This is a genomic window from Halorubrum persicum, from assembly GCF_002727125.1.
Lineage (GTDB): Archaea > Halobacteriota > Halobacteria > Halobacteriales > Haloferacaceae > Halorubrum > Halorubrum persicum.
The window spans coordinates 51,596-72,229 of record NZ_NHOA01000036.1 but is presented as its reverse complement, the minus strand read 5'-3'; the positions used below and the strand labels follow the sequence as shown (position 1 = coordinate 72,229).

Genomic DNA, 20,634 nt, shown 5'->3' with positions numbered 1-20,634 from the left:
CTCCATACCGGTCGGTCGACATCGGGCGCCGTGGCTCTTTCGACTGGTCGGCCGCGCGCGACACCGACCCCGCTCCCCGCTGGATCGACCCCTCTGCTCCCCGCCGATCCCGATTCCCCCGCTTCCCGCCGATCCCGAGTCGGTGGTTTCACCTACGATCACGGTCACCCGGTGGTATGAACAAACGGGGTCACGTTCTCAACGCCCTCCTGCTCGCGCTCGGGCTCGGGTTCGTCATCGAGCCGAGCCTCGACACGGCCACCGCGCGGACCGTCGCCGAGATCACCGTCCCGATCGTGTTGGGAGCACTCTTCCCCGACGTCGACACCGCCTTCGGTCGCCACCGGAAGACGCTCCACAGCCTCCCGGTGCTCGGCGTCTTCCTCGCGTACCCGATCGTGTTCGGGAACCTCCAGTACGTCTGGATCGGCGTGTTGACCCACTACGTGCTCGACGTGGTCGGGAGCCGGCGCGGGATCGCGCTGTTCCACCCGCTGTCGGACACCGAGTACGGGATGCCGACCGGCGTGACGACGAGCAGCGAGTACGCGGATCTGGTCACCGTGGCCGTCACCGCGGTGGAGATCGCGGTGTTCTGGGCGATTCACACCTACGTCGTGACCCTCGATCTGGACGTGTCCGCGATCGCGTCGGAGGCGGCCGCCGGGATCGGGGTCTGAGAGCCAAAGACCGATACCGACACGCCGGCGAACCCGGAGCCAGCGCCGGAGCTAGTTCGGGCGGTAGTCGGAGAGCGTCCCGGAGTAGACGCTCACGTCGTTGAACCGCCCCTCGTAGGCGACGTTGCTCGGGAGAGTCGGCTCGTCGCCGGAGAGGAACTGCCGGTCGAGCTTCTCCCACGTGTTCTCGTACGCGAGGTGGGCGAACTCCACGAGCCCGCGGAGCTGATGAGCGGCCCCGCCCCGGTGGACCACGGTGCGGGGGCGCGCCTCGCGGAAGGCGTCGACGACCCCCTCGATGCCGTCGAGGTCGCCGTCGAACTCCGTCCACGCCTCGCCGACGGTGCCGGGGAGGTGGGCGTACGACGAGCCGAACCCCGGCTGCCCGGTGGCCTCGGAGATCCGACGGGTCCGGGCGTTCTGGTGCGGGAGGAGCTTCGTGTTGTACGTCTCCACCGCGTCGATCCGGGCGCCGTGGGCCTCGATCTCGGGTCTGGTGAGCGAGATGGTGGCAAAGCTCGGGTGGGGTGCGAGCACGGCCGCGTCCTGCCGGTCCGCCTCGGCCATCGCCGCCTCGAAGGTGATGTAGTCGGGAACCGGTTCGTCCAGGCCGAGAACGAGGATGTGTCGCCGGTTTCCCCAGTCGCCGGTGAACACCTCGCGGGCGGGGATCACGGTGAGGTCGTCGTCGGAGAATCGGGTCGCACGCTCCCGGATCGTCGGCAGGCGGGTGAAGTGCGGGGCGTACACGAGCGCGTCGATCCCCCGTTCCTTCGCGAGGGCCACGACGTCGTCGCCGAGCACCTTCACGTGGGCGTCGACGCGCGTTCTCGATCCAGTCACGGGTGGGCGTTCTGCGTCGCCGAGCAAAGGCGTATCGTTCGACGGCGAATCGGTCCCGACCCCGTCGGTCGCGATCGGGCCTCGACCGGCGGCCGCCGGGGGAAACCGTTAATCCCTCGGGGCGGAGACGAGATGACATGCCCCGCTGGACGTGCGGAATCGACGGCTGCGACGCCGCCTTCGACGACGTGGAGTCGGCCATCGTCCACCAGACGAACGGTCACCAGCGCCACGAGTGCAAGGTGTGCGGCACGATCGTCCCGGACGGCTACTTCGCGATCCGCCACGCGTTCGACGAGCACACCCGCGCCGAGTTCGTGCGCGCGTACGACGCCGACTCCGCGGCGGTCCGCCGCCGCGAGGAGATCAAACGCGAGATCGAGCGCGAGGCCGACCTCCAGCGCGTCGTCGATCAGTTGGACAGGAGCCCCTGACCGAGCGCGCTCCCCTCAGAGCACCCGCTTTCCGAACGCGCTCGCGGCGAGTTCCGTCGCGAGCTCCGCGGTCTCGTTGTGCTGGTCCAGCGTCGGATTCACCTCGACGAGCTCCATCGATCGGAGGCAGTCGCTCTCGGCGACTGACTCCATCGCGCTGTGCGCTTCCCGGTAGGTGACCCCACCGCGAACCGGGGTACCGACGCCCGGCGCCTCCTTGGGGTCGAGCCAGTCGAGGTCGAGGCTGACGTGCACCCCGTCGACGCCCGCCGACGCCTCGGCCATCGCCTCCTCCGTCACGTCCGTGACCCCCCGCTCGTCGATGTCGGACATCGTGTACGCCGCGAACCCGTGGTCACGGATCACCTCGACCTCCGCGTCGTCGACGGAGCGCAGGCCGACGAGCGCGACGTTCTCCGGGCTGAGCCCGGTCGCGTTCGCCCAGTCCGACTCGGCGAACTCGCCGAGCCCGAGCGCGGCGGCGAGCGGCATCCCGTGGACGTTCCCGGAGGGCGTCGTCGCGGGCGTGTTGAGGTCGGCGTGGGCGTCGAACCACACCGCGCCGATCTCCGCGTCGCGCGCGGATCCGGCGAGCGATCCGATGGCGATCGAGTGGTCCCCGCCGAGCGCGAGCGGCACCTCTCCCGCGGCCAGCGTCCCGCCGACCTCGTCCGCGAGCCGGCGACAGACGTCGGCCGTCTCGCGCAGGAACTTCGCCTCACCGTCCCGGGGCGCCTCCGCGTCCGGGTCGCGCTCCTCGGCGCGAGGGACCGCGAGGTCGCCCGCGTCGACCGTGTCGACGCCCGCGTCCGCGAGGTGGTCGGCCAGCCCCGCGTAGCGGATCGCTGACGGCCCCATATCCACGCCGCGTCGGTTCGCTCCGTAGTCGGTCGGCGCGCCGATGATTCTGACGGTGGTCATGTCCGAGAGAGCGCCCCGGCGGCGCTTGAATGGTAGGGTCTCCGCCGCGACCGCACCGCGATCGCACACGGTTTTCACGTCCGGACACCAACGGAGAGCATGAGCGGCTCCAGCGGTAACTTCGCTCCCACGGATCTCGAACCGATCGGCGCCATGATCGCCGTCGCGTTCACCGGCGCCGTGATCGGGCTCGTCGGTGCCGGACTCGCCTTCTTCGTCGGCGACCTCGGTCTCGCGCTGATCGGCGTCGGCGCCGTGGTCGCGCTCTCCAGTCCGATCGCGTATATTCGGCTCCGTCGGCTTCGGCGATCCTGAGAAACCCCACGATCGTTTATAACTACCTTCCATCGCATTTAAGCGGTGCCGCCGTCTATTCGGGTCTATGTCATCGATCGAGCTCACATCGAGTCAGAAAAGCATCCTCACGGCCCTCATCAACCTGTACGGGGAACAGGAGGACGCCGTCAAAGGCGAGGCGATCGCCGAGGAGGTCGACCGCAACCCGGGGACGATCCGCAACCAGATGCAGAGCCTGAAGGCGCTCCAGTTAGTCGAGGGCGTACCCGGGCCGAAAGGCGGCTACAAGCCCACCTCGAACGCGTACGAGGCGCTCGACATCCAGCGCATGGACGAGCCCGCGGACGTCCCGATCTACCACGAGAGCGAGGAGGTGACCGGGGTCAACGTCGACGGGATCGACCTCTCCAGCGTCCACCACCCGGAACTCTGCCGCGCCGAGATCCACGTGCAGGGCTCGGTCCGCGACTTCCACGAGGGCGACTCCGTCACCGTCGGTCCGACCCCCCTCTCGAAGCTCGTCATCGACGGGACCGTCGACGGCAAAGACGACACGGCGAACATCCTCATCCTCCGCATCGATGATATGCGCGCGCCCGACGAGCCCGCCGAGCACTGATCGTCTCACCGACACTCTCGTTCTGCGTTCCGCTCTTCGCAACCCGAACGTAGCCGCTTCCGTTCTGCGCTCGCGCCGTCGCCGTCGCTGAAGCCGGTGTCGAGACGTGGACGGGGATCGACGACTGTCGGAGCCGTCCACCGGAGTCAAAAAACGCCGCGCCGCGCTTGGTTCTCGTCGCCGGGCGTTACATGTCGCCGAACGCGCTCACGCCGCGTCCGGCCGAGGAGACCTTCGCGATCCACCGCACCGCGATCGACTTCTTCAGCAGCTTCGCGGGGGTGCCGCCGAACGTCTTGATCGGCATCCCCACCACGTCGTGGGCGACCGCGTCCTCGCCGACCGAGATGACGGTCCCCTTGTCGCTGTGCTGCCACGACTGGAGCGGCGCGCCGCGGGCGGCGCGCGCGAGGTTCTCGCCGGCGACCTCCGCGGCCTGCCAGGCGGCCTGCGCGGTCGGCGGGGCCACGTCGTCGTCGCCCTGCTCGATGAGCGCGGTGTCGCCGATGGCGAACACGCGGTCGTCGCTGGTGGTGAAGTCCGAGGCGGCGTGGACGCGGTTCGAGCGATCGTCCTTCTCGACCTCGACGCTCTCCAGTTCGGGCTGGCCCGTGATGCCGCCGGTCCAGATCAGCACGTCGTAGGTGAGCTCCTCGGGGTCCTCGTCCTCGCCGCCGCCGAGGTAGACCGCGTCCTCGTCGGCCTTCGAGATGAAGTCGCCCGTGAGGATGTCGATGTCGGCGTCTTCGAGCCGCTGGCGGAGCGCGCCCTGTACCTGGGGGTCGTTGCCGGGGAAAACCTCGTCGAGGCCCTCGACGAGTTTGATGTCGATGGGGGCGCGGTGTTTGTCGCGGTACTCCGCGATCTCGCCCGCGGTCTGGATGCCCGAAAGCCCGGCGCCGCCGACGATGACCTCGACGGGGTCGGAGCGGGTCGCCTCCGCGGCGGCCGACCGAACGTCCTCGTGGATCGCCTTCGCGTCGTCGAGGCTCTTGAGCTGGTGGGCGTTCTCCTTCAGCCCCTCGATGCCGAAGAAGGCGGTCGTGGAGCCGACGCCGAGCAGGAGGTAGTCGTAGTCGACGGTCGTCCCGTCGTCGGTCTCGACGACGCGGTCGTCGGTGTCGACGTCGACGACGCGACCCTGCACGAACTCCGAGTCGGGGGATTTGATCTCGTCGACGGGGATGGTGATCTTCTCGGCGACCGCGGGGTTGCGGATCGCGCGGTGGACCTCGTGGAGAACGAGGTGGTAGTCGTGCTCCGAGATCCACGTGAGCTCGGCCTCGCCATCGCCGACCTCGTCCTCGAACGCCTTCACCGCCCCTGCGCCGGCGTAGCCGGAGCCGACGACGACGACCTGTGTTGTCATGCCTGTCGCTCCGCGGTCCGCGGGTAAAGTCGCTTTGGAACGTCGCTGACGCCGTCGTCAGTTGACCGATCGGGCCGATCCGACGATCGGGCCGGCGCCGCCGGTCAGAGGGAGAGCCCGGCGTGCCAGCGGTCGGCGCCCGCCTCCCGCTTGACCTCGTCCATCCGGGCGAGGAGTTTCACCGCGAGGCTCGCGGTCTCGGCCGCCCGCGACTCGCCCTCGGTCCGGAACTCGCCGGTGACCCGGTTCGCGTAGACGGAGCAGACCGCGCCCGCTCGGAGCCCGTACACGTTCGCGATCGTGAGGATCGCCGACGCCTCCATCTCGATGTTCTTCACGTTCGCGTCCTGCAACTCCGCGACCAGCTCGTCGGAGCCGGCCGCCTCGAACCCCTCGAACCCGGGGCGACCCTGCCCGGCGTAGAAGGAGTCGGCGCTCATCGTCACGCCGGTGTGGTAGTCGTACTCGAGTCGTTCGGCGGCGGCGACGAGCGCCGAGACGACCTCGCCGTCGGCGGCCGCCGGGTAATCCTCCCGGACGTACTCGTCGCTGGTCCCCTCCTGCCGGACCGCGCCGGTCGTGATCACCAGGTCGCCCACGTCCATCCCGGGCTGGATCGCGCCGCAGGAGCCGACCCGGATGAACGTGTCGACGCCGACGCGCGCCAACTCCTCGACCGCGATGGCGGCCGACGGCGAACCGATCCCAGTCGAAGTGACGGAGATCGGCGCGTCCTCGTAGGCGCCGGTCGCGGTGCGGTACTCGCGGTGGGAGGCGACCTCCTCGTGGTCGTCCCACAGCGCCGTGACCTTGTCCACGCGCTCGGGGTTGCCGGGGAGGAGCACGGCGTCCGCAACGTCGCCGGGGCCGACCTCGACGTGGTACGCAACCTCGTCGTTCGGGTCCTCGCTCCGGTCGCTCTTGTCGGTCATGTCTCCGCCCTTCGGCGAGCCGTTTAAAAGGAGTTCCGTCTCGGCTGCTCGGTGTCTCGGCTCCGCGGGGTCTCGGCGCGTTTCAAACGCCGCGGGCGTCGTCGAGCGTCCCCTCCGAGATGGTGTTCGGGAGCAGCTCGCCGAGCGAGTACTCGCTGGTCTCGCCGTCGCCCTCGTCGCAGACGACGACGAGGTCGTCGGCGGCGAACTCCGCGAGCGACTGCCGGCACATCCCGCAGGGAGTGACGCCGTCTCGGACGCCCGACGTGACGGCGATTCGGTCGAACTCGCGGTGGCCGTTCTTCACCGCCTCCGCGAGCGCGACCTCCTCGGCGTGGAGGCTGTTGGAGTAGTTGGCGTTCTCGATGTTACAGCCGGTGTAGACGGTGCCGTCGGCGGTTCGGAGCGCGGCGCCGACGCGGTACTCGGAGTACGGGACGTGCGCGTCGTCGAGCGCGTCGCGCGCGGCCTCGATCAGGTCCATACGGTGGCGTCGACCGGCGAGCCGATAAGCGGTCGGATCGCGGTCGAGGCGGGAGCCACTGTGAGCCGGAGGCGACCGAGAAGGGGACGACCGGAGAGCCGGTCGCTAGCGGCCGGTGTCGTACTTGTACGTCGCCTCGTCGGGGTCGATCCCGAAGTCCTCCGGCGATTCGGTCGTGTCGGCCGCGGCCTCGGCCGGTTCGGCCTTCTTGAACGCCTCCCGGAATCGGTCGGGCATCTCGAACTCGTCGACGGCCAGCCGCAGGCCGACCACGCCGCCGCCGAGGAACTCGCGCTTCTCCGCGATCCGGTCCGAGAGCGCCTCGGGGAGGTCGTCGGTGGCGACCTCCTCGAAGCCGAACTGGGTCAGGTACTCGGGCTGGTCGGTGAGCACGTACACCGTCTCGAACCGGTCGGTGGCCGCGGTGTCGACGAGGCGCTCGACCACGTGCGCGCCGACGCCGCGACCGCGCCACTCGGGGAGCACGCCGATCCCGGTGACCTCGATCCGGTTCTCCGCGTCCTCGCCGCCGCGGTGTAGCCGGAGCCGGCCGAACCCCGCCCGGTCGCCGGACTCCTCGTCGACCGCGATCACGTAGTCCCGCGACCGAAAGGCGACGTCGTCGAGCCCCAGCTGCTCGATCGCGTCCAGTAACCACGCCTCGTCACGGTTCTTGGCGTCGCGGACGTACATGGGTACACGTACGCCGGGCGACGTAAAAACGGTTCCCCGACCGTCCCGACGACGGCGAGGAGTCTATTTCCCCTGTCCCATCAGGTGGCTTCGCAGCACGTCCGGCGTCTTGAGCCCGGCGTCGCTGTTGACGAGGACCACCGTCTCGTCGCCGTCGAAGAACCCGTCCTCCTTGAGCGCCCACGCGCCGGCGGGCGCGGCCCCGCCGGTGGCGCCCATCTCCATCACCTCGTTCTGCGCGACGGCGACCGCGCTCGCGAGGATGTCCTCGTCCTCGACGCCCACCGCCGTACCGCCGCTCTCCCGGACCGCCTCGAGCGCGGCCGCACCGCCCGCCGGGTCGGCGATCTCCAGCTCGCCGCAGATCGTGTCGGGCGTCGACCACGGCTCCGGCTCGTCGAGGTCGCGCTCGAACGCGGCCGCGATCGGCGCACAGCCCGCGGCCTGCGCCGCGACGACCCTCGGGACGGCGTCGATCGCGCCGACGCGTTCCAGCTCGGAGAACCCCTTGTACACCCCGGCGACGACCTCGCCGGAGCCGGTCGGGACGACCACCACGTCGGGCGCCGCGCCGAGGTCGGCGACCAGCTCGAACGCGAGCGTCTTCACCCCGTCGTGGCGGTACGGCGTCGCGAACTCCCCGAGGTCGGTGTAGTCGGTCTCCAGCTGTTCGTCGACGGCGTCGGCCGCGTCCGGGAACCGCCCGCCGACGACGCGCATGTCGCCGCCGTGGACGTTCGTCATCGCCTTGTTCGAGAAGGCGCACCGCGAGGGGACGAACGCGTACGAGCGCAGGTCGGCCCGCCCCGCGTACGCCGCCATCGACTGCCCGGCGTTGCCCGGGCTCGCGCACGCGAGCGGCTCCACGTCCGCCCCCTCCGCGGCCCGCGCCGCGACCCCGGTGAGCGCGACCGAGAGGCCGCGGTCGAGCACGGTTCCGGTCGGGTTCCGCCCCTCGTCTTTCACGTACACCGACTCCACGTCGAGCTCGTCCGCGAGCCGCTCCGTCGGGACGAGGGGGGTGGCGCCCTCGCCCGCCGAGATCGCGGCGTCGGCCGGGAACGGTAGCAGGGCGTCGAAGCGCCAGTGACCGCGCCCCGCCCCGGCCGGACCGTCCTGCGGCGACCCCAGCAGCGTCTCGGGATCGACCGCGTCGTAGTCGTAGGCGGGGTCGAGCCCGCGCGCCTGTTCCTCGGCCGACACCGTCGTCGGGTCCGCGGTCTCGTGGACGCGACCCGACGCGCGACTCTCCAGCCCGCGGAACGCCGTCGTCGTCTCCGTCGACTCCATACGAACCCTTGCGGCGGCGGCGACTAATCGCTTCCCTCTCGGCGGCGTCGGGCGCGGCGCCCGACCGTGGACATCCTACGGTCGCTTATAAACCCGCGACCCGATGAGTCACGTATGCACGGAGACGCCACCGTCGTCGGCGGCGGGCTCGCGGGGCTCGTCGCGGCGACCCGGCTCGCCGAGGCGGGCGCGGACGTGACGCTGTACGAGCGACGGCCCGAAGTCGGCGGGCGCGTGCGGACGGAGACCGTCGACGGGTTCACCCTCGACCGCGGCTTTCAGGTGTTGTTCACGAGCTACCCGGCGGTCGCGAGCGAGGTCGACACCGACGCCCTCGACGTCCGCCGGTTCGCGCCCGGCGCGACGATCTGTCGACCGGGGTCCCGCTCGGTGCTCTCGGACCCGCTCCGCGACCCCCGCGGAGCGATTCCCTCGCTGCTGAACGACGAGGTCTCCTTCTCCGACAAGCTCCGGACGCTCGCGCTCCGGTACGACCTCACGAAGCGCGACGAGGACGAGTTCTTCGCCGGGCGGGACGCCTCGATCCGCGAGTACCTCCGCGACTGGGGGTTCGCGGACGAGTACGTCGAACACTTCGTCGAGCCGTTCTACGGCGGGATCACCCTCGACCGAACGCTGTCGACCTCGAAGCACGTCTTCGAGTACACGTTCCGCGCGATGGGCCGCGGCGCCATCGGCGTCCCCGCGGGGGGGATGGCCGCGCTCCCCGAAGCGCTCGCCGCCCGCGCCCGCGAGGCGGGCGTGACGGTCGAGACCGGCGAAGACGTCGAGGCGGTCCGGACCGCCGGACAGGGGCGGGTCCCGTTCCGGACCGGCAGCGACGACGCCGAGGGCGCGACCGTCGAACTGGCGGACGGGTCGACGCGCGAGACCGACGCGGTCGTCGTCGCGACCACGCCCCCGGAGGCCCGGCGGCTCACGGGCGTCGAGTCGATTCCGACGGAGGGCGTCCCGAACGTGACCGGGTGGTACACGCTCCCCGCGGGCGAATCCTTCGAGACGGGCAAGCGGATCCTGCTCAACGCCGCCGGCGACTCGCCGAACGCCGTGGTCCCGATGTCGGAGGTCGCGCCCGAGTACGCCCCCGACGACCGCGCGCTGCTCGCCGCAACGTTCCTCGGCGAGGAGTCGCTGGACCGCCCCGCAAACGCCCTGCGCGACGACGTGTGCGACGCCCTGAACGCGTGGTTCCCCGACCGCGACGTCGACGGCTTGGAGACCGTCGACATCCACCGGATCCGGTTCGCGCAGTTCGCGCAGCCGCCGGGCGTCCACGCCGACCTCCCGGACCCGGACGACCCCGAGGGGCCGGTCGTGCTCGCGGGCGACTATACGGAGTGGTCGTCGATTCAGGGCGCCCTCGAGAGCGGGCGAACGGCCGCCGAGACGACGAGGCGGTACCTGTAACGCGCGCGGCGACGACTCGCCGGCGTCACTCCTCGCGCCGGAACGACTCCGCGCCGTGCTCGTCGACAGCCGCGAGCAGTTCGTCGCGCTGACGGCGGACCTCCGGCGGGAGATCGGCGTACGCGTCGTCGAACATGTCGGCCGGATCGGGAGCGATCGACTCGGCGAAGTCGATCGCGTCGGCGACGATCGCGTCCGCCTCCTCGCGGATCGACGCGACGCCCTCGTCGTCGATCCGCCCGGTCTCGCGCAGGAACCCCTCCATCCGGTCGACGGGGTCGAGCACCCGCCACGGGTCCACGTCGTCGGCGTCGCGGTAGGCGGTCGGGTCGTCAGCGGTGGTGTGGGCGCCGAACCGGTACTCGACGAACTCGATCAGGGCCGGGCGGGTGGCGCCGTCGCCCGCCGGCTCGTCCGCCGAGCCGCCTTCCCGCGCCTGCTCCGCCGCCTCCAGCGTGACCGCGTAGCTCGCGAGGGGGTCCATCCCGTCGACGCGGACGCCGTCGAAGCCGTAGGCGGTCGCCTTCGCGGCGAAGGTGTCGCTCGCGGTCTGGCGCGCTTCGGGGATCGAGATCGCCCAGCCGTTGTTGTGACAGCAGAAGAGGGTCGGCGTGTCGAAGACGCCCGCGAAGTTCATCGCCTCGTGGAAGTCTCCCTCGCTGGTCGCGCCGTCGCCGAAGTGTACGGCCACGACCCGATCGTCGTCCCGATAGTCGAACGCCCACGCGGCCCCCACCGCGTGCGGGAGGTGCGCCGCGATGCCGATGTTCAGCGGGAAGACGTTCCCCCCGGCGATCGCTTCGGTCCCCGACTCGTGGCCCATCCAGTAGGGGAGGTACTCCGTGAGGAGGTCGCGCACGACGACCGCGCCGTGCTCGCGGTACTGGTAGCTGATCAGGTCGCGGTCGGCGAGCGCGTGCGTCGATCCGACCGCCGACCCCTCCTGGCCCGCACAGGGTGCGTACGTGCCGATCCGTCCCTGTCGCTGGAGGCTCACCGCGCGCTCGTCGAACCGGCGAGTGACCACCAGATCGCGGTAGATGGCGCGGAAGCGCTCGTCCGAGAGGTCGGGGATCGTCGCGTCCGGCAGCGGTCGCCCGTCGGCGTCGAGCACCCGGAACACGTCCTCGTCCGCGAGCGGGTCGGCCGCGGGGCCGGGGGAACCGGCGTCGGCGGCGCCGTTCTCGTCCATGGGGAAGGGTGTGCGCGCCGGTCACAAGGAGTTAGCGGTCCCGGCGGCGTCCGACCGCGTCCGATTCCGCCGGCGGACGAAGGTGATCGGGAGGCCGACGAGGACGCCCGCGACGGCGACCGCGCCGAGCACGAACCCGACGAGCAGCGGCACGGGACCGGCCGTGAGCATCTCCGGCCCCCAGACGAGCACGAACCGGCCCGTCCACACGGCGCCGGTGAGGAGGGCGGTGAGCAGTCCGAACGCGGCTCCGCGAGGGTACGTGACGGTCCCCAACCGCTCGACGAGGGCCCACCAGAGACCCGCACCGGCGACGAGCGCGGGCGAGGCGAGGAGCGGCATCGACAGCGCGGCCGGAAGGCCGATCACCTCGGCGAACAGTCCGAGCATGTCGGAGAGCAGGAGCGCCGTGACGGTGGCACAGCCGAACGCGTAGACGCCCGCGATCAGCGTCCACCGCCGCGGAGACGAGAGTTCGAACTCGGACCGGGGAGCGTCGTCCATACCCGAAGAGTCGTGAGCGGGAAATTAAATGTCTTCCGTGGGTGAAACGCCGGTTTGGGTCTCCTCCGCGACGGCGTCCGCAGCCGCGGAAACATTCATTATGAGTGGTTGATACATTCCGCGTATGAACCTTCGCGACGGCGCGACGCTCGGCCGGGCCGCACTGCGCTCCGTCAGCTACCTGCTCCGCGGCGACATCGAGTTTCCGGAGGGACGGCTTCAGGACACGGTCGAGACGGCGGACGGGACCACCTTCGTCGTCTATCGAGAGACGGTGCGGCGGTCGGCCGGATCGGACGAGGCCGAGGGGGGTGCGGTCCTCGTCTTCCGGATGCGGGTGACCGATCCGGCGGCTCGCGGGCCGTTCCGGACCGCCCTGTTCGATCCGCTCGCGAACGTCGCGACGCCGTTTTTCGCGGGGCTCCCCGGATTCCGGCGCAAGCTCTGGCTGGCGGGTGAGCAGCCGGGCGAGTTTCTCGAGCTGTACGAGTGGGGGAGCGAGGCGGACGCTCGTCGGTTCGTCGACGCGTTGCGATCGCTGATCGACCCCGTCGACCACGCGGGGACGGTCGAGTTCGACGTGGTCCCGCACGACTCCGTCGAGGAGTACGTCGAGTCGGGGCAGGCGGCGTGGCGCGAGGCGCCGCCGGAGGCGAACCGCCCGCCTCGTCGGACCGCTGTGTTCACGGGATTGGCGGGTATCGGGGTGGCGATCGCCGCCGGATACGCGCTCCGGAAGCGGCTTCGCCGGTAGTCACCGGCGAGGTGGCCGTCAGCCGTCGGACCGCTCCGGTTCGACCGTCGTCGACTCGTACTCCATCCCGGCCTCGTCGAGAAACGACCGCAGCGTGGCCATCCCGCGGTCGAAATCGAAGCCGACGCCGTCGATGTGGGGATTCCCGTTCTCGGTCGGCTCGAGCTCCCAGTGCGCGTGGAGTTCTATCTGGCCGTCGTCGTTGCGCCAGCCGCGCAGATGCGTCTGCCACCAGCGGTACGTCGTTCCGTCGATCGTGTGGCGCTCGTGTACCACGCGGGCGAGGTTCATGACCTCGCCGCGCTTGTGGTAGGAGAACTCCCAGTTCGGCGCGAAGCTGTACTCGCCGAGCGCCGCTTCGATCTCGTCGACGGAGCCGTCTACCACGAAGTACTCACCGGACGGCCGTGATTCGGTAAACAGCGCCTTTCGCAGCTGCCGGTAGCCGTTGCGGATGACGTCGAACGGGACCCGAACGACGTCCCAGACGTTGATCGATGTCATGGTCGGTTAGGGTGCGCGGGACGCGCGGGACTGTGTCTGGGTCGCGCCCGGTTCGAGCGCGATCACGCGCCGGCGCGTCCGTCGCCGACGGTCGTTACTGGCGCCCCCGATCGTGACAGTTATTGTCTTGCACATGCGTGACGACATGTGGCCGAGATATTTAATCACAGATGGTAGGTCCACCGTGTCACCGCGCCATCGTCGTTCCCCACCGCCGCCAAACCGAGCACCGCGCGGCCGCGAATCGCGCATGTCACTGGGATAATCTTTTTTAGCTGCTCGTTCGACTAACTCCCATGGTAACTAATCGCATAGACGACTGGCTGTCCGTCATGTGGCAAAGCCTGACATCCACCGGGGGGTTGCTCCTCGAACTCGTCGGGGTCGGGCCCGACGTCGACCCGCACACGAAAGTCACATTTCGGGCGATCGGGGACGCAGTCATGCCCGAGACGCCGGGACTCGCGGGGGAGCTCGGCCCCGAGCACGTCTCCGGCGGCCTGGCGGTCGACCTCGACGCGTTCACCGTGACGTACGTCGACGACGGCTTCCAGCTCGGCCTCCCCCATCTCGGGCCGCAGGGGAACATCCCGATCGCGGACCCGATCGCGCACCTCCTCGACTCGGCGGCGCTGACCCTCGTCGAGCGGGGAGACAACGAGCGGGATCCGGACGTGGACCGGGCGCTGTCGCTTCTCGGTCCGGACGACCCGTCGCCGAGGGCCGTCGAGGACGTCGTCGGGCCGTTCGCGAAGCTCTCCCGGCGCGACCGGCTGCGGGCCATCGCCATCGTCGACGAGTTCGACGTCGAGTTCACGCCGACGGACGACGACCTGTTCGAGCTGGACGCCGGTCTCGTGGGGCAGCTGGTCATCGGCTTCATGGAGATGATCTACTACAGCGAGTGGCAGGGGTACGACGAGTTCACCCAGCCGCCGAGCCGACGCAGCCACCCGAACGACCGGTCCGCAGTCCAGAGCTGGCGACAGACCGGATTTCCGGGGTTCGCGGACGGATACGCCGCGCTCCGCGGCTACGTCGGAACGACCGACAGCCCGTTGGGCGGCGGCGACACGTGGGCGACCGTCGACGAGGCGGCGGACGTCCGAATCGTTCGGGAGTCGGGGGGGTTCCGCGAAAACGACTACGAGACGAGCGACTACCGGGAGCCGTTCCCCGTGGAGTCGGGGTGATCGAAGATGGTCGAAGACAGCTACGACGCGATCGTGGTCGGGGCGGGCGGCGACGGGCCGGTCGCGGCGTGGAAGCTCGCGGAGGCGGGCCTCTCCGTGCTCGTGCTCGAGGCCGGCCCGTTCTACGGGAACGAGCAGTGGCCGCGTCCGAACGAGGATCCGGGCGGCGAGGCGTCGTCGAGCGCGGAGGACCTGAGCGGCGACCTGCTCGACGAGCAGTTCACCACCCGCGAGTTCGAGATGATCACCAAACTCGTCTTCGGGCCGGCCGACCACGAACGCGGGTTCTGGTTCCGGAAGTTCCCGGGCGACGGCGCGATCTTACAGTGTGCCGGCGTCGGCGGAACCACGCTGCATTACACCGGGTGCCATCCGCGCGCCTACCCGGCGGCGATCGACGAGCAGGGACACTGGCCGATCGAGTACGCCGACCTGATCCCCTACTACCAGGAGGTCGAGGAGATGTGCGACGTGGCCCCGGCGCCCGTCACCGCCAAGGAGGAGCTGTTCTTCCGCGGCGCGGCGGACGCCGGCTGGGAGCTGATCGAGGACCTGAACGTGACGGAGCCGGGATATCGCCCGCAGCCGAACGCGATCACACAGCCGGACGAGCGGCTCCACGTCGACGCAGGGTACGACGGCGACTTCACCTACCCGGACGTCGAGGGCGACACCCTCGCGCTCGGTAACATCGCCGGGAACCCCCATCCGCGCGGCGCCCCGTACGAGGAGAAGGCGAAAAAGGCGAGCAACGTCAGCTTCGTCCCGCCCGCGCTGCGCACCGGCAACGTCACGATCCGGCCCAACGCCTTCGTCACGGACGTGGTAACCGTGACGCCCCGCGGCGATACGCCGACGGTGGCCGGAGTGCAGTTTCGGGACACGTGGTCGGGGTCGGTACAGCAGGTCGATTCCGAGGTCGTCGTCCTCGCCGCGGGCGCCATCGAGACGCCGCGGCTCTGGCTCAACGCCGATCTCCCGGCGAACGAGTGGGTCGGTCGCGGGCTGACGATCCACTTCGGCGACAACGTGATGGGACTGTGGGACCCCGACGACCTGGACGAGGCGATCGGCAGCGACGTGATCGACCAACACGAGGGGCAGGACATCGCCGCCCGGTTCGACTACCCGGGCGTGGGGATGCTCCAGACGGTCGGCACCGCGCCGGGGATCGGCGCGATCCTGGGGTTCGGTGCCAGCGCGTCGGGGTTCGCGTTCCAGAACGACACCCCGGGCGAACCGTGGGACACGATAGGCCGGCTGGCCGGCACCGAGCTCAAGCGGCTGCTCTCAGACTACCGCCGAATGCTGCAGATCCTCGTCGTGAGCGACGACCGTCCCCATCAGCGGAACGGCGTCACGGTCGCGCCGGGGGTCGCCGACGAACACGGACCGATCCCCATCGTCAACTACGAGCCCAGCGAGGGCGACCGGCAACGGCGCGACGAGCTCGCGCGGATCGCCGCCGACATCCTGCGCGAAGCCGGCGCGTCGCACGTCCACCGCTCCGACTCGCCGCCGACCGCGCTCCACGTCCACAGCACGATGCGAATGGGGAAAGTCGTCGACGAGGCGTGCGAGGCGTACGACGTTGACCGGCTCTTCGTCGCCGACCACTCCGTGCTGGCGAACGGCGTCGGCGGCGCGAACCCGACGAACACGGGCCAGGCGCTCGCGGCTCGGACGGGCGAGCGGATCGTCGAGCGCCACTTCTGATCGCCTCTCCCCGTCGGCGCGGGGTGGTCAACCCCGTTCGCCGGGCGCGCCGCGCCTGTCACGCCGGATCCGTCACGGAGCGTTTGAGAACGAAGGCGTACCTCGAGTCGGCCTTCCACTCGTCGACGCTCTCCTCGGTGATCTCGCCCGACGAGTACACGCGCTCGTCGTCGAACGCGATCACGTGTCGCGGCCAGGGGTAGGGGAGGTCCCAGCAGAACCCGATGCCGATCCCGTCGCGGTCGTTGGCGAACGCCCAAGCGAGCGCGACCAGGGCGTAATCCTCGCAGTCGCCCCGTCCGGCGTCGACGCACTCACGAGGTCGTTTGGCGAAATCGCGGATCCCGTTCCACCGGTCCTGCGTCCAGTCGTACTCCGACTCCGACCACGCTTCGAAGTCGAAGGAGCGCCACCGATCGTCGCGGTCCACGTAGCGATCGGGCGCGATGAACGTGAACGGCGTCCAACGGCGAGCGTTCATACCTGCCAGTATCACGTCAACGAGACTAATAGATGGGGGCGAACGAGCGGGGAGGGGTCGACCGACTTCGCGCTCAGGGCGTGATCACGGCCCGCCCGTCGATCTCACGGTGTTCGAGCTTCTCGGCCACCGTGTTCACCTCGTCGAGGTCGTAGCGGCTGGTGTGGAGGTCGACGTCGCCCTGTTCGACGAGCGAGACCAGCTCTTGGAGCTCGGTGTACCGACCGACGATGTTGCCGACGAAGGAGAACTCGCCGTTCACCAGCGCCTGCGCCGGTTCGTGGATGTGCCCGCCGTAGCCGATGATGTGGTGGTCGCCGCCGGCGGCGGTGATCTCCGACGCGTACGCCGTGGTCACGTCCTCGCCGACGAAGTCGAGCACCTGCGCGGCACCCGTTCCGTCGGTGATCCCCCCGATCTGGGCCGCGACATCCTCTTCACCCGGATTGACGAGGTGGTCGGCGCCGTACCCCTCCGCGAGATCGAGCGCGGACTCCTTGAGGTCGACCGCGGTGATCCGGGCCGCGCTCATCGCGTTCAGGCACTGGAGGCCGATGTGGCCGAGGCCGCCGACGCCGATGACGACGGCGTGGTCGCCGGGGTTGAGGTCGGCGACCGCCTTCTTCGCCGCGTGATACGCCGTGATCCCCGCGTCCGCGTGGGGCGCGATGTCGATCGGTTCGACGCCGCCCGGGAGGGAGATCACCGAGCGCTCGCTGGTGTGGAGGTACTCCGCGAAGCCGCCGTCGGTGGTGAGCCCGTTGAACGCGTCGTTCTCGCAGTACATCGTCTCGCCGAGCCGGCAGGGACGACAGGTCCCGCAGGTCTGGACCGGGTGACAGATCACCGGGTCACCCTCAGAGACGATACTCACGTCGTCGCCGGTCTCGACGACGGTGCCCGCGTTCTCGTGGCCCAAGGTCAACGGGAGCTCCTGTGGCACGTACTCCGTCCACATCCCCTCGATGATGTGGTTGTCAGTCTGGCACCACCCCGCGCCCTCGACCTCGACGATCACGTCGCTCGCGCCGGTCGCGTGCGGCCGGTCCACCTCGTCGATCGAGAGCCCCTCGCTCATGTCGTCCGTGTACTCGTGGAGTCTGGCTGCTTCCATGTGCCATCACATGGCACGGGTGGAGGAAAACGTTTACCGCGAGGCGCTTTCGGGGACGCCGCCGTCTGCGTGGTTGCGCGCGGTCGCGTACGCCTCGCGGACGCGCCGGAACGACTCCTCGTCGCCGCCCTGATCCGGGTGCGTCTCCTTGACGCGCTCGCGGTAGGCGCGCTTCACCTCGGCGGCGTCCCCGAANNCGCTTCACCTCGGCGGCGTCGGCGTCGGTCGCCACGTCGAGTTCGGCGAAGGCGGCCGCGACGGGGTCTTGCCCGCCCGCGCTGCTCGCTCGGCCGATCCGATCGGCGGCGCGGCCGGCTGCGCCGACGCGCTGCCCGCCCCTCCCGGCACCCCCGCCCGTTGCCCACTCGGGTTCGGTCACGTCGAAGGGGAGCCGTCGACCGAGCCCGCGGCCGGGCATCTCGTGTTCACAGAGGACGGTGTAGATCCCCTCCCCCTCCAGTCTGAAGTAGTCGTGCGCGTCGAAGGTGATGGCGACGCCGCGTTCGGGGAGGTAGAAGGGAACCGCCACGCCGTCGAACGCGTGGTTCTCGTCGAACCGCTCGCCGATCGCTCGCAGGTACTCGCGGATCTCCCGCCGCCGTCGCTCGCCGGGGGCGCGCCCGGCGCCTCCCGGGCCGGCACCGCCGGCGCCGTCGCTCGGGGCGGGGCCCACGTACCGGTCCCCGAGGTAGAAGGCGAGCGCGACGAGCGCGGACGCGACGGCACCGAGCGCGAGGCCCAACGCGACCCACGGCGGCAGGAGACCGATGAGCTCGACGACCACGCTCGCAGTTACGGCTCCGAGCGTATCAACCCCTCGGCGGGGTCAGCCGGTCGGTTCGGCAGCGGCTGGCGGTGGACTACGCGACTGAGGAAGGGGCAGCGTTCGCCGACGCGTCAGAGCATCCCCTTCGCCTCGAGTCCGTCGATGATGTCGTCGACGAGCGCTTCGGGGGTGTCGTAGGGGAACTCCTGCTCGCTGCCGAGCTTCGCGGCCATCTCCATCGCGGTGAAGCTCACGTCGCCGGCCTCGAACTTCGTGCCCGGTCCGTCCGGAAGCGCGGGGACCAGATCCATCTGGTTCTCGACCGGGAAGTCGGCGCCGCCGAAGGCCTCCAAGAACTGTTCGCGGAGTTCCGCTTTCACGTCTGTCATACACCCACGTCCCGGGAGCGACCGCAAAAGCGTTGCGGAACAACCCTAAACCGGTTGAGGGTTCTCAGCAGAACGACCGAGACGAGGGGGTACCCCGGATCCTGCGGAACTTTGTCGATGGGCGACCGAGAGGGCGACATGTCGTTCAACTTCGATTACGACCTGCTGTGCGAGTTGACCGAGGCCCGAGGCGTTCCGGGATACGAAGACGAGGTCCGCGAGATCGTCCGCCGCGAGTTCGCCGACCGCGCCGACCGCGTCCGCACCGACGCGATGGGGAACGTCGTCGCCACGATCGAGGGCGACTCCGACTACTCGGTCGCCGTCGCGGCCCACATGGACGAGATCGGGTTCATGGTCCGACACGTCACCGACGAGGGGTTCGTGCAGGTGGACCCGCTCGGCGGGTTCGACGCCCGGGTGCTCCGCGCCCAGCGCGTCACCGTCCACGGGGAGGAGGATCTCACCGGCGTCATCGGCTCCGTCCCGCCGCACACGCTCACGGACGAGCAGGCGGAACAGGAGGACGAGGTTTCGGACGTGTTCATCGACGTGGGGCGCGACGCCGAGGCGGTCGAGGAGCTCGTCGGCGTCGGCGACCTCGTCACCCTCGACCAGACGACGACCCGCATGGGCGACCGGATCACGGGGAAGTCGCTCGACGACCGGATCTGCCTGTTCGCGACGCTCGAGGCCGCGGCGCGGATCGAATCGCCCGACGTGACGATCCACTTCGCGGCGACGGTCCAGGAGGAGGTCGGGCTCCGCGGCGCGACCGCGCTCGGCGTCGACATCGACCCCGACCTCGCGCTCGCCCTCGACGTGACCGTCGCGAACGACGTGCCGCAGATCGGCGACGCGGCGGACGCGGTGACCGAACTTGGCGAGGGCACCGCGGTCAAGCTGAAGGACTCCTCGGTGATCACCAGCCCGAAGGTCCACAGGCGACTCACCGCGGTCGCCGAGGAGGAGGGGATCGACCACCAGCACGAGGTGTTGCCCGCGGGCGGCACCGACACCGCCGGCTTCCAGAACACCGCGGGTGCCAAACCCGTCGGGGCCATCTCGGTCCCGACCCGGTACCTCCACACCGTCACCGAGACGGCCGACGGCGGCGACGTGACCGCGACGATCGACCTACTGACGGCGTTCTTAGAGTCAGAGACCGGCGAGCACGACTACACGCTATGAACCGATTCGCCGGGAAAACCGCGATCGTGACGGGCGCCAGCTCCGGGATCGGGCGGGCCACGGCGCTCCGCTTCGCCGAGGAGGGAGCGAACGTCGTCGTCGCCGACATCGCCCCCGACGCCGGGCGCGAGACCGTCGACCAGATCGCCGACGCGGGCGGGGACGCGACGTTCGTTACGGTCGACGTGGCCGACCCGTCCTCCGTTGAGGAGATGGTCGACGCCGCGGTCGAAACCTACGGGAGCCTCGACATCGCACACAACAACGCCGGGATCCTCACCGACTTCGTGGAAACGACCGAGGTGACGGCAGAGAAGTGGGACCAACTGATGGACGTGAACCTGAAGGGCGTCTGGAACTGTCTGAAGGCGGAGCTTCCCGTGATGAAACGCCAGGGCCACGGTGCGATCGTGAACACCGCCTCGATGGCCGGGCTCGTCGGGATGGGCGGCCTCTCGAGCTACGCGGCCAGCAAGCACGGCGTCGTCGGACTCACGAAGTCGGTCGCGCTGGAGAACGCGAGCCGGGGAATCCGCGTGAACGCAATCGCGCCGGGACCGACGAAGACGAACATTCAGTCGGGGCTTCTCGGGGGGTCGGGCAGCGCCGGCCCCGCGTCGTTCCGCGACCGGCTCAGGTCCGCTATCGCGCTGGTCAAAACCGCGATCCGGACGCTCCGGGCCGACTTCGACACGTCGACGATGCGCGACGTGCCGATGGACCGCATCGCCGATCCGGAGGAGATGGCGGGGCCCGTGGCGTTCCTCTGCTCGTCGGACGCCTCCTACATCACCGGCCACACGATCCCCGTCGACGGGGGACAGGCGGCCGACTGAGACG

General features: G+C 70.0%; 23 protein-coding genes and 1 pseudogene. 10 read left to right on the top strand and 14 right to left on the bottom strand.

The annotated features are described in order from the left end of the window. Positions 1–176 precede the first annotated feature (176 nt). Entirely contained in the window at positions 177–680 is a 504-nt protein-coding gene (locus tag DJ69_RS05895) for a metal-dependent hydrolase (protein ID WP_099254751.1), read from the top strand. A 51-nt stretch (positions 681–731) separates the two neighbouring features. Here the strand turns inward: DJ69_RS05895 and DJ69_RS05890 are convergent, their stop codons facing one another. Further along, the gene (locus DJ69_RS05890) at positions 732–1,523 is read right to left on the bottom strand and encodes a PHP domain-containing protein (protein WP_180271731.1); all 792 of its coding nucleotides are present in this window, start codon (positions 1,521–1,523) and stop codon (positions 732–734) included. A gap of 137 nt (positions 1,524–1,660) precedes the next feature. Between DJ69_RS05890 and DJ69_RS05885 the strand changes: the two genes are divergently transcribed. Further along, positions 1,661–1,957 carry a DUF7565 family protein gene (locus DJ69_RS05885; protein WP_099254749.1) on the top strand — a complete coding sequence of 99 codons (297 nt, stop codon included), beginning with the start codon at positions 1,661–1,663 and terminating at the stop codon, positions 1,955–1,957. 15 nt (positions 1,958–1,972) lie between these two features. Here the strand turns inward: DJ69_RS05885 and rocF are convergent, their stop codons facing one another. Beyond that, a complete protein-coding gene (gene rocF / locus DJ69_RS05880; protein ID WP_099254748.1) occupies positions 1,973–2,878 on the bottom strand; it encodes an arginase in 906 nt (301 codons plus the stop codon). A 99-nt stretch (positions 2,879–2,977) separates the two neighbouring features. On the opposite strand from rocF, the gene DJ69_RS05875 reads away from it, so the two are divergent. Both DJ69_RS05875 and DJ69_RS05870 read left to right on the top strand, forming a co-directional pair. Continuing rightward, positions 2,978–3,193: a hypothetical protein gene (locus tag DJ69_RS05875; RefSeq protein WP_099254747.1), complete on the top strand. Its 216-nt coding sequence runs from the start codon at positions 2,978–2,980 to the stop codon at positions 3,191–3,193. Between the two features lie 67 nt (positions 3,194–3,260). Further along, entirely contained in the window at positions 3,261–3,794 is a 534-nt protein-coding gene (locus tag DJ69_RS05870; protein WP_099254746.1) for an Rrf2 family transcriptional regulator, read from the top strand. A 187-nt stretch (positions 3,795–3,981) separates the two neighbouring features. Here the strand turns inward: DJ69_RS05870 and DJ69_RS05865 are convergent, their stop codons facing one another. The 5 genes from DJ69_RS05865 to DJ69_RS05845 all read right to left on the bottom strand — a co-directional run bounded on the left by DJ69_RS05865 (position 3,982) and on the right by DJ69_RS05845 (position 8,562). Further along, positions 3,982–5,163: an NAD(P)/FAD-dependent oxidoreductase gene (locus DJ69_RS05865; RefSeq protein WP_099254745.1), complete on the bottom strand. Its 1,182-nt coding sequence runs from the start codon at positions 5,161–5,163 to the stop codon at positions 3,982–3,984. Between the two features lie 104 nt (positions 5,164–5,267). Beyond that, positions 5,268–6,095, bottom strand: coding sequence for a nucleoside phosphorylase (locus tag DJ69_RS05860; RefSeq protein ID WP_099254744.1), 828 nt, complete (start codon positions 6,093–6,095; stop codon positions 5,268–5,270). Positions 6,096–6,177: 82 nt separating this feature from the next. After that, positions 6,178–6,579, bottom strand: a complete 402-nt coding sequence (gene cdd / locus DJ69_RS05855) for a cytidine deaminase (protein ID WP_099254743.1) — start codon at positions 6,577–6,579, stop codon at positions 6,178–6,180. A gap of 105 nt (positions 6,580–6,684) precedes the next feature. Beyond that, positions 6,685–7,272, bottom strand: coding sequence for a GNAT family N-acetyltransferase (locus tag DJ69_RS05850; RefSeq protein ID WP_099254742.1), 588 nt, complete (start codon positions 7,270–7,272; stop codon positions 6,685–6,687). A gap of 63 nt (positions 7,273–7,335) precedes the next feature. Continuing rightward, entirely contained in the window at positions 7,336–8,562 is a 1,227-nt protein-coding gene (locus tag DJ69_RS05845) for a pyridoxal-phosphate dependent enzyme (RefSeq protein ID WP_099254741.1), read from the bottom strand. Positions 8,563–8,676: 114 nt separating this feature from the next. Between DJ69_RS05845 and DJ69_RS05840 the strand changes: the two genes are divergently transcribed. After that, positions 8,677–9,990 (top strand): NAD(P)/FAD-dependent oxidoreductase, encoded by a 1,314-nt coding sequence (locus DJ69_RS05840; protein WP_099254740.1) that lies wholly within the window; start codon positions 8,677–8,679, stop codon positions 9,988–9,990. A 25-nt stretch (positions 9,991–10,015) separates the two neighbouring features. On the opposite strand, the gene DJ69_RS05835 is transcribed toward DJ69_RS05840, so the two are convergent. Both DJ69_RS05835 and DJ69_RS05830 read right to left on the bottom strand, forming a co-directional pair. Continuing rightward, positions 10,016–11,182: a thiamine pyrophosphate-dependent dehydrogenase E1 component subunit alpha gene (locus tag DJ69_RS05835; protein WP_099254739.1), complete on the bottom strand. Its 1,167-nt coding sequence runs from the start codon at positions 11,180–11,182 to the stop codon at positions 10,016–10,018. A 21-nt stretch (positions 11,183–11,203) separates the two neighbouring features. Continuing rightward, positions 11,204–11,686, bottom strand: coding sequence for a hypothetical protein (locus DJ69_RS05830; protein WP_099254738.1), 483 nt, complete (start codon positions 11,684–11,686; stop codon positions 11,204–11,206). Between the two features lie 124 nt (positions 11,687–11,810). Between DJ69_RS05830 and DJ69_RS05825 the strand changes: the two genes are divergently transcribed. After that, positions 11,811–12,440 (top strand): hypothetical protein, encoded by a 630-nt coding sequence (locus DJ69_RS05825; protein WP_099254737.1) that lies wholly within the window; start codon positions 11,811–11,813, stop codon positions 12,438–12,440. Between the two features lie 18 nt (positions 12,441–12,458). On the opposite strand, the gene DJ69_RS05820 is transcribed toward DJ69_RS05825, so the two are convergent. Next, complete coding sequence (locus DJ69_RS05820; RefSeq protein ID WP_099254736.1) at positions 12,459–12,944, bottom strand: hypothetical protein; 486 nt, start codon at positions 12,942–12,944, stop codon at positions 12,459–12,461. A gap of 296 nt (positions 12,945–13,240) precedes the next feature. Here DJ69_RS05820 and DJ69_RS05815 point away from each other — a divergent pair, with 296 nt between their 5' ends. After that, on the top strand, positions 13,241–14,137 hold the full coding sequence (locus DJ69_RS05815) for a hypothetical protein (protein WP_099254735.1): 897 nt from the start codon (positions 13,241–13,243) through the stop codon (positions 14,135–14,137). A 6-nt stretch (positions 14,138–14,143) separates the two neighbouring features. Continuing rightward, positions 14,144–15,853: a GMC oxidoreductase gene (locus DJ69_RS05810; RefSeq protein ID WP_099254734.1), complete on the top strand. Its 1,710-nt coding sequence runs from the start codon at positions 14,144–14,146 to the stop codon at positions 15,851–15,853. Positions 15,854–15,911: 58 nt separating this feature from the next. Here DJ69_RS05810 and DJ69_RS05805 read toward each other — a convergent pair whose 3' ends face one another. The 4 genes and pseudogenes from DJ69_RS05805 to DJ69_RS05790 form a co-directional block, all read right to left on the bottom strand. After that, positions 15,912–16,334 carry a hypothetical protein gene (locus DJ69_RS05805; protein ID WP_099254733.1) on the bottom strand — a complete coding sequence of 141 codons (423 nt, stop codon included), beginning with the start codon at positions 16,332–16,334 and terminating at the stop codon, positions 15,912–15,914. A 73-nt stretch (positions 16,335–16,407) separates the two neighbouring features. Further along, positions 16,408–17,448, bottom strand: coding sequence for an NAD(P)-dependent alcohol dehydrogenase (locus DJ69_RS05800; protein WP_099254732.1), 1,041 nt, complete (start codon positions 17,446–17,448; stop codon positions 16,408–16,410). A 33-nt stretch (positions 17,449–17,481) separates the two neighbouring features. Then, positions 17,482–18,232 (bottom strand): annotated as a pseudogene (locus tag DJ69_RS05795) (J domain-containing protein). 113 nt (positions 18,233–18,345) lie between these two features. Beyond that, positions 18,346–18,603, bottom strand: coding sequence for an MTH865 family protein (locus DJ69_RS05790; RefSeq protein WP_099254731.1), 258 nt, complete (start codon positions 18,601–18,603; stop codon positions 18,346–18,348). A 138-nt stretch (positions 18,604–18,741) separates the two neighbouring features. Between DJ69_RS05790 and DJ69_RS05785 the strand changes: the two genes are divergently transcribed. Together DJ69_RS05785 and DJ69_RS05780 are read left to right on the top strand one after the other, a co-directional pair. Then, positions 18,742–19,794 carry a M42 family metallopeptidase gene (locus DJ69_RS05785; RefSeq protein ID WP_099254755.1) on the top strand — a complete coding sequence of 351 codons (1,053 nt, stop codon included), beginning with the start codon at positions 18,742–18,744 and terminating at the stop codon, positions 19,792–19,794. After that, on the top strand, positions 19,791–20,630 hold the full coding sequence (locus DJ69_RS05780) for an SDR family NAD(P)-dependent oxidoreductase (RefSeq protein WP_099254730.1): 840 nt from the start codon (positions 19,791–19,793) through the stop codon (positions 20,628–20,630). Before DJ69_RS05785 ends, DJ69_RS05780 begins: the two co-directional genes overlap by 4 nt. The last annotated feature ends 4 nt before the right edge of the window (positions 20,631–20,634 follow it).

Bases quoted from the DNA above. Each gene is read 5' to 3' on its own strand.
- rocF (WP_099254748.1), bottom strand. From the start codon at position 2,878: ATGACCACCGTCAGAATCATCGGCGCGCCGACCGACTACGGAGCGAAC.
- DJ69_RS05815 (WP_099254735.1), top strand. From the start codon at position 13,241: ATGGTAACTAATCGCATAGACGACTGGCTGTCCGTCATGTGGCAAAGC.
- DJ69_RS05875 (WP_099254747.1), top strand. From the start codon at position 2,978: ATGAGCGGCTCCAGCGGTAACTTCGCTCCCACGGATCTCGAACCGATC.
- DJ69_RS05860 (WP_099254744.1), bottom strand. From the start codon at position 6,095: ATGACCGACAAGAGCGACCGGAGCGAGGACCCGAACGACGAGGTTGCG.
- DJ69_RS05790 (WP_099254731.1), bottom strand. From the start codon at position 18,603: ATGACAGACGTGAAAGCGGAACTCCGCGAACAGTTCTTGGAGGCCTTC.
- DJ69_RS05835 (WP_099254739.1), bottom strand. From the start codon at position 11,182: ATGGACGAGAACGGCGCCGCCGACGCCGGTTCCCCCGGCCCCGCGGCC.
- DJ69_RS05840 (WP_099254740.1), top strand. From the start codon at position 8,677: ATGCACGGAGACGCCACCGTCGTCGGCGGCGGGCTCGCGGGGCTCGTC.
- DJ69_RS05780 (WP_099254730.1), top strand. From the start codon at position 19,791: ATGAACCGATTCGCCGGGAAAACCGCGATCGTGACGGGCGCCAGCTCC.
- DJ69_RS05895 (WP_099254751.1), top strand. From the start codon at position 177: ATGAACAAACGGGGTCACGTTCTCAACGCCCTCCTGCTCGCGCTCGGG.
- DJ69_RS05785 (WP_099254755.1), top strand. From the start codon at position 18,742: ATGTCGTTCAACTTCGATTACGACCTGCTGTGCGAGTTGACCGAGGCC.
- DJ69_RS05805 (WP_099254733.1), bottom strand. From the start codon at position 16,334: ATGAACGCTCGCCGTTGGACGCCGTTCACGTTCATCGCGCCCGATCGC.
- DJ69_RS05810 (WP_099254734.1), top strand. From the start codon at position 14,144: ATGGTCGAAGACAGCTACGACGCGATCGTGGTCGGGGCGGGCGGCGAC.
- DJ69_RS05820 (WP_099254736.1), bottom strand. From the start codon at position 12,944: ATGACATCGATCAACGTCTGGGACGTCGTTCGGGTCCCGTTCGACGTC.
- DJ69_RS05870 (WP_099254746.1), top strand. From the start codon at position 3,261: ATGTCATCGATCGAGCTCACATCGAGTCAGAAAAGCATCCTCACGGCC.
- DJ69_RS05850 (WP_099254742.1), bottom strand. From the start codon at position 7,272: ATGTACGTCCGCGACGCCAAGAACCGTGACGAGGCGTGGTTACTGGAC.
- cdd (WP_099254743.1), bottom strand. From the start codon at position 6,579: ATGGACCTGATCGAGGCCGCGCGCGACGCGCTCGACGACGCGCACGTC.
- DJ69_RS05845 (WP_099254741.1), bottom strand. From the start codon at position 8,562: ATGGAGTCGACGGAGACGACGACGGCGTTCCGCGGGCTGGAGAGTCGC.
- DJ69_RS05830 (WP_099254738.1), bottom strand. From the start codon at position 11,686: ATGGACGACGCTCCCCGGTCCGAGTTCGAACTCTCGTCTCCGCGGCGG.
- DJ69_RS05885 (WP_099254749.1), top strand. From the start codon at position 1,661: ATGCCCCGCTGGACGTGCGGAATCGACGGCTGCGACGCCGCCTTCGAC.
- DJ69_RS05800 (WP_099254732.1), bottom strand. From the start codon at position 17,448: ATGGAAGCAGCCAGACTCCACGAGTACACGGACGACATGAGCGAGGGG.
- DJ69_RS05825 (WP_099254737.1), top strand. From the start codon at position 11,811: ATGAACCTTCGCGACGGCGCGACGCTCGGCCGGGCCGCACTGCGCTCC.
- DJ69_RS05865 (WP_099254745.1), bottom strand. From the start codon at position 5,163: ATGACAACACAGGTCGTCGTCGTCGGCTCCGGCTACGCCGGCGCAGGG.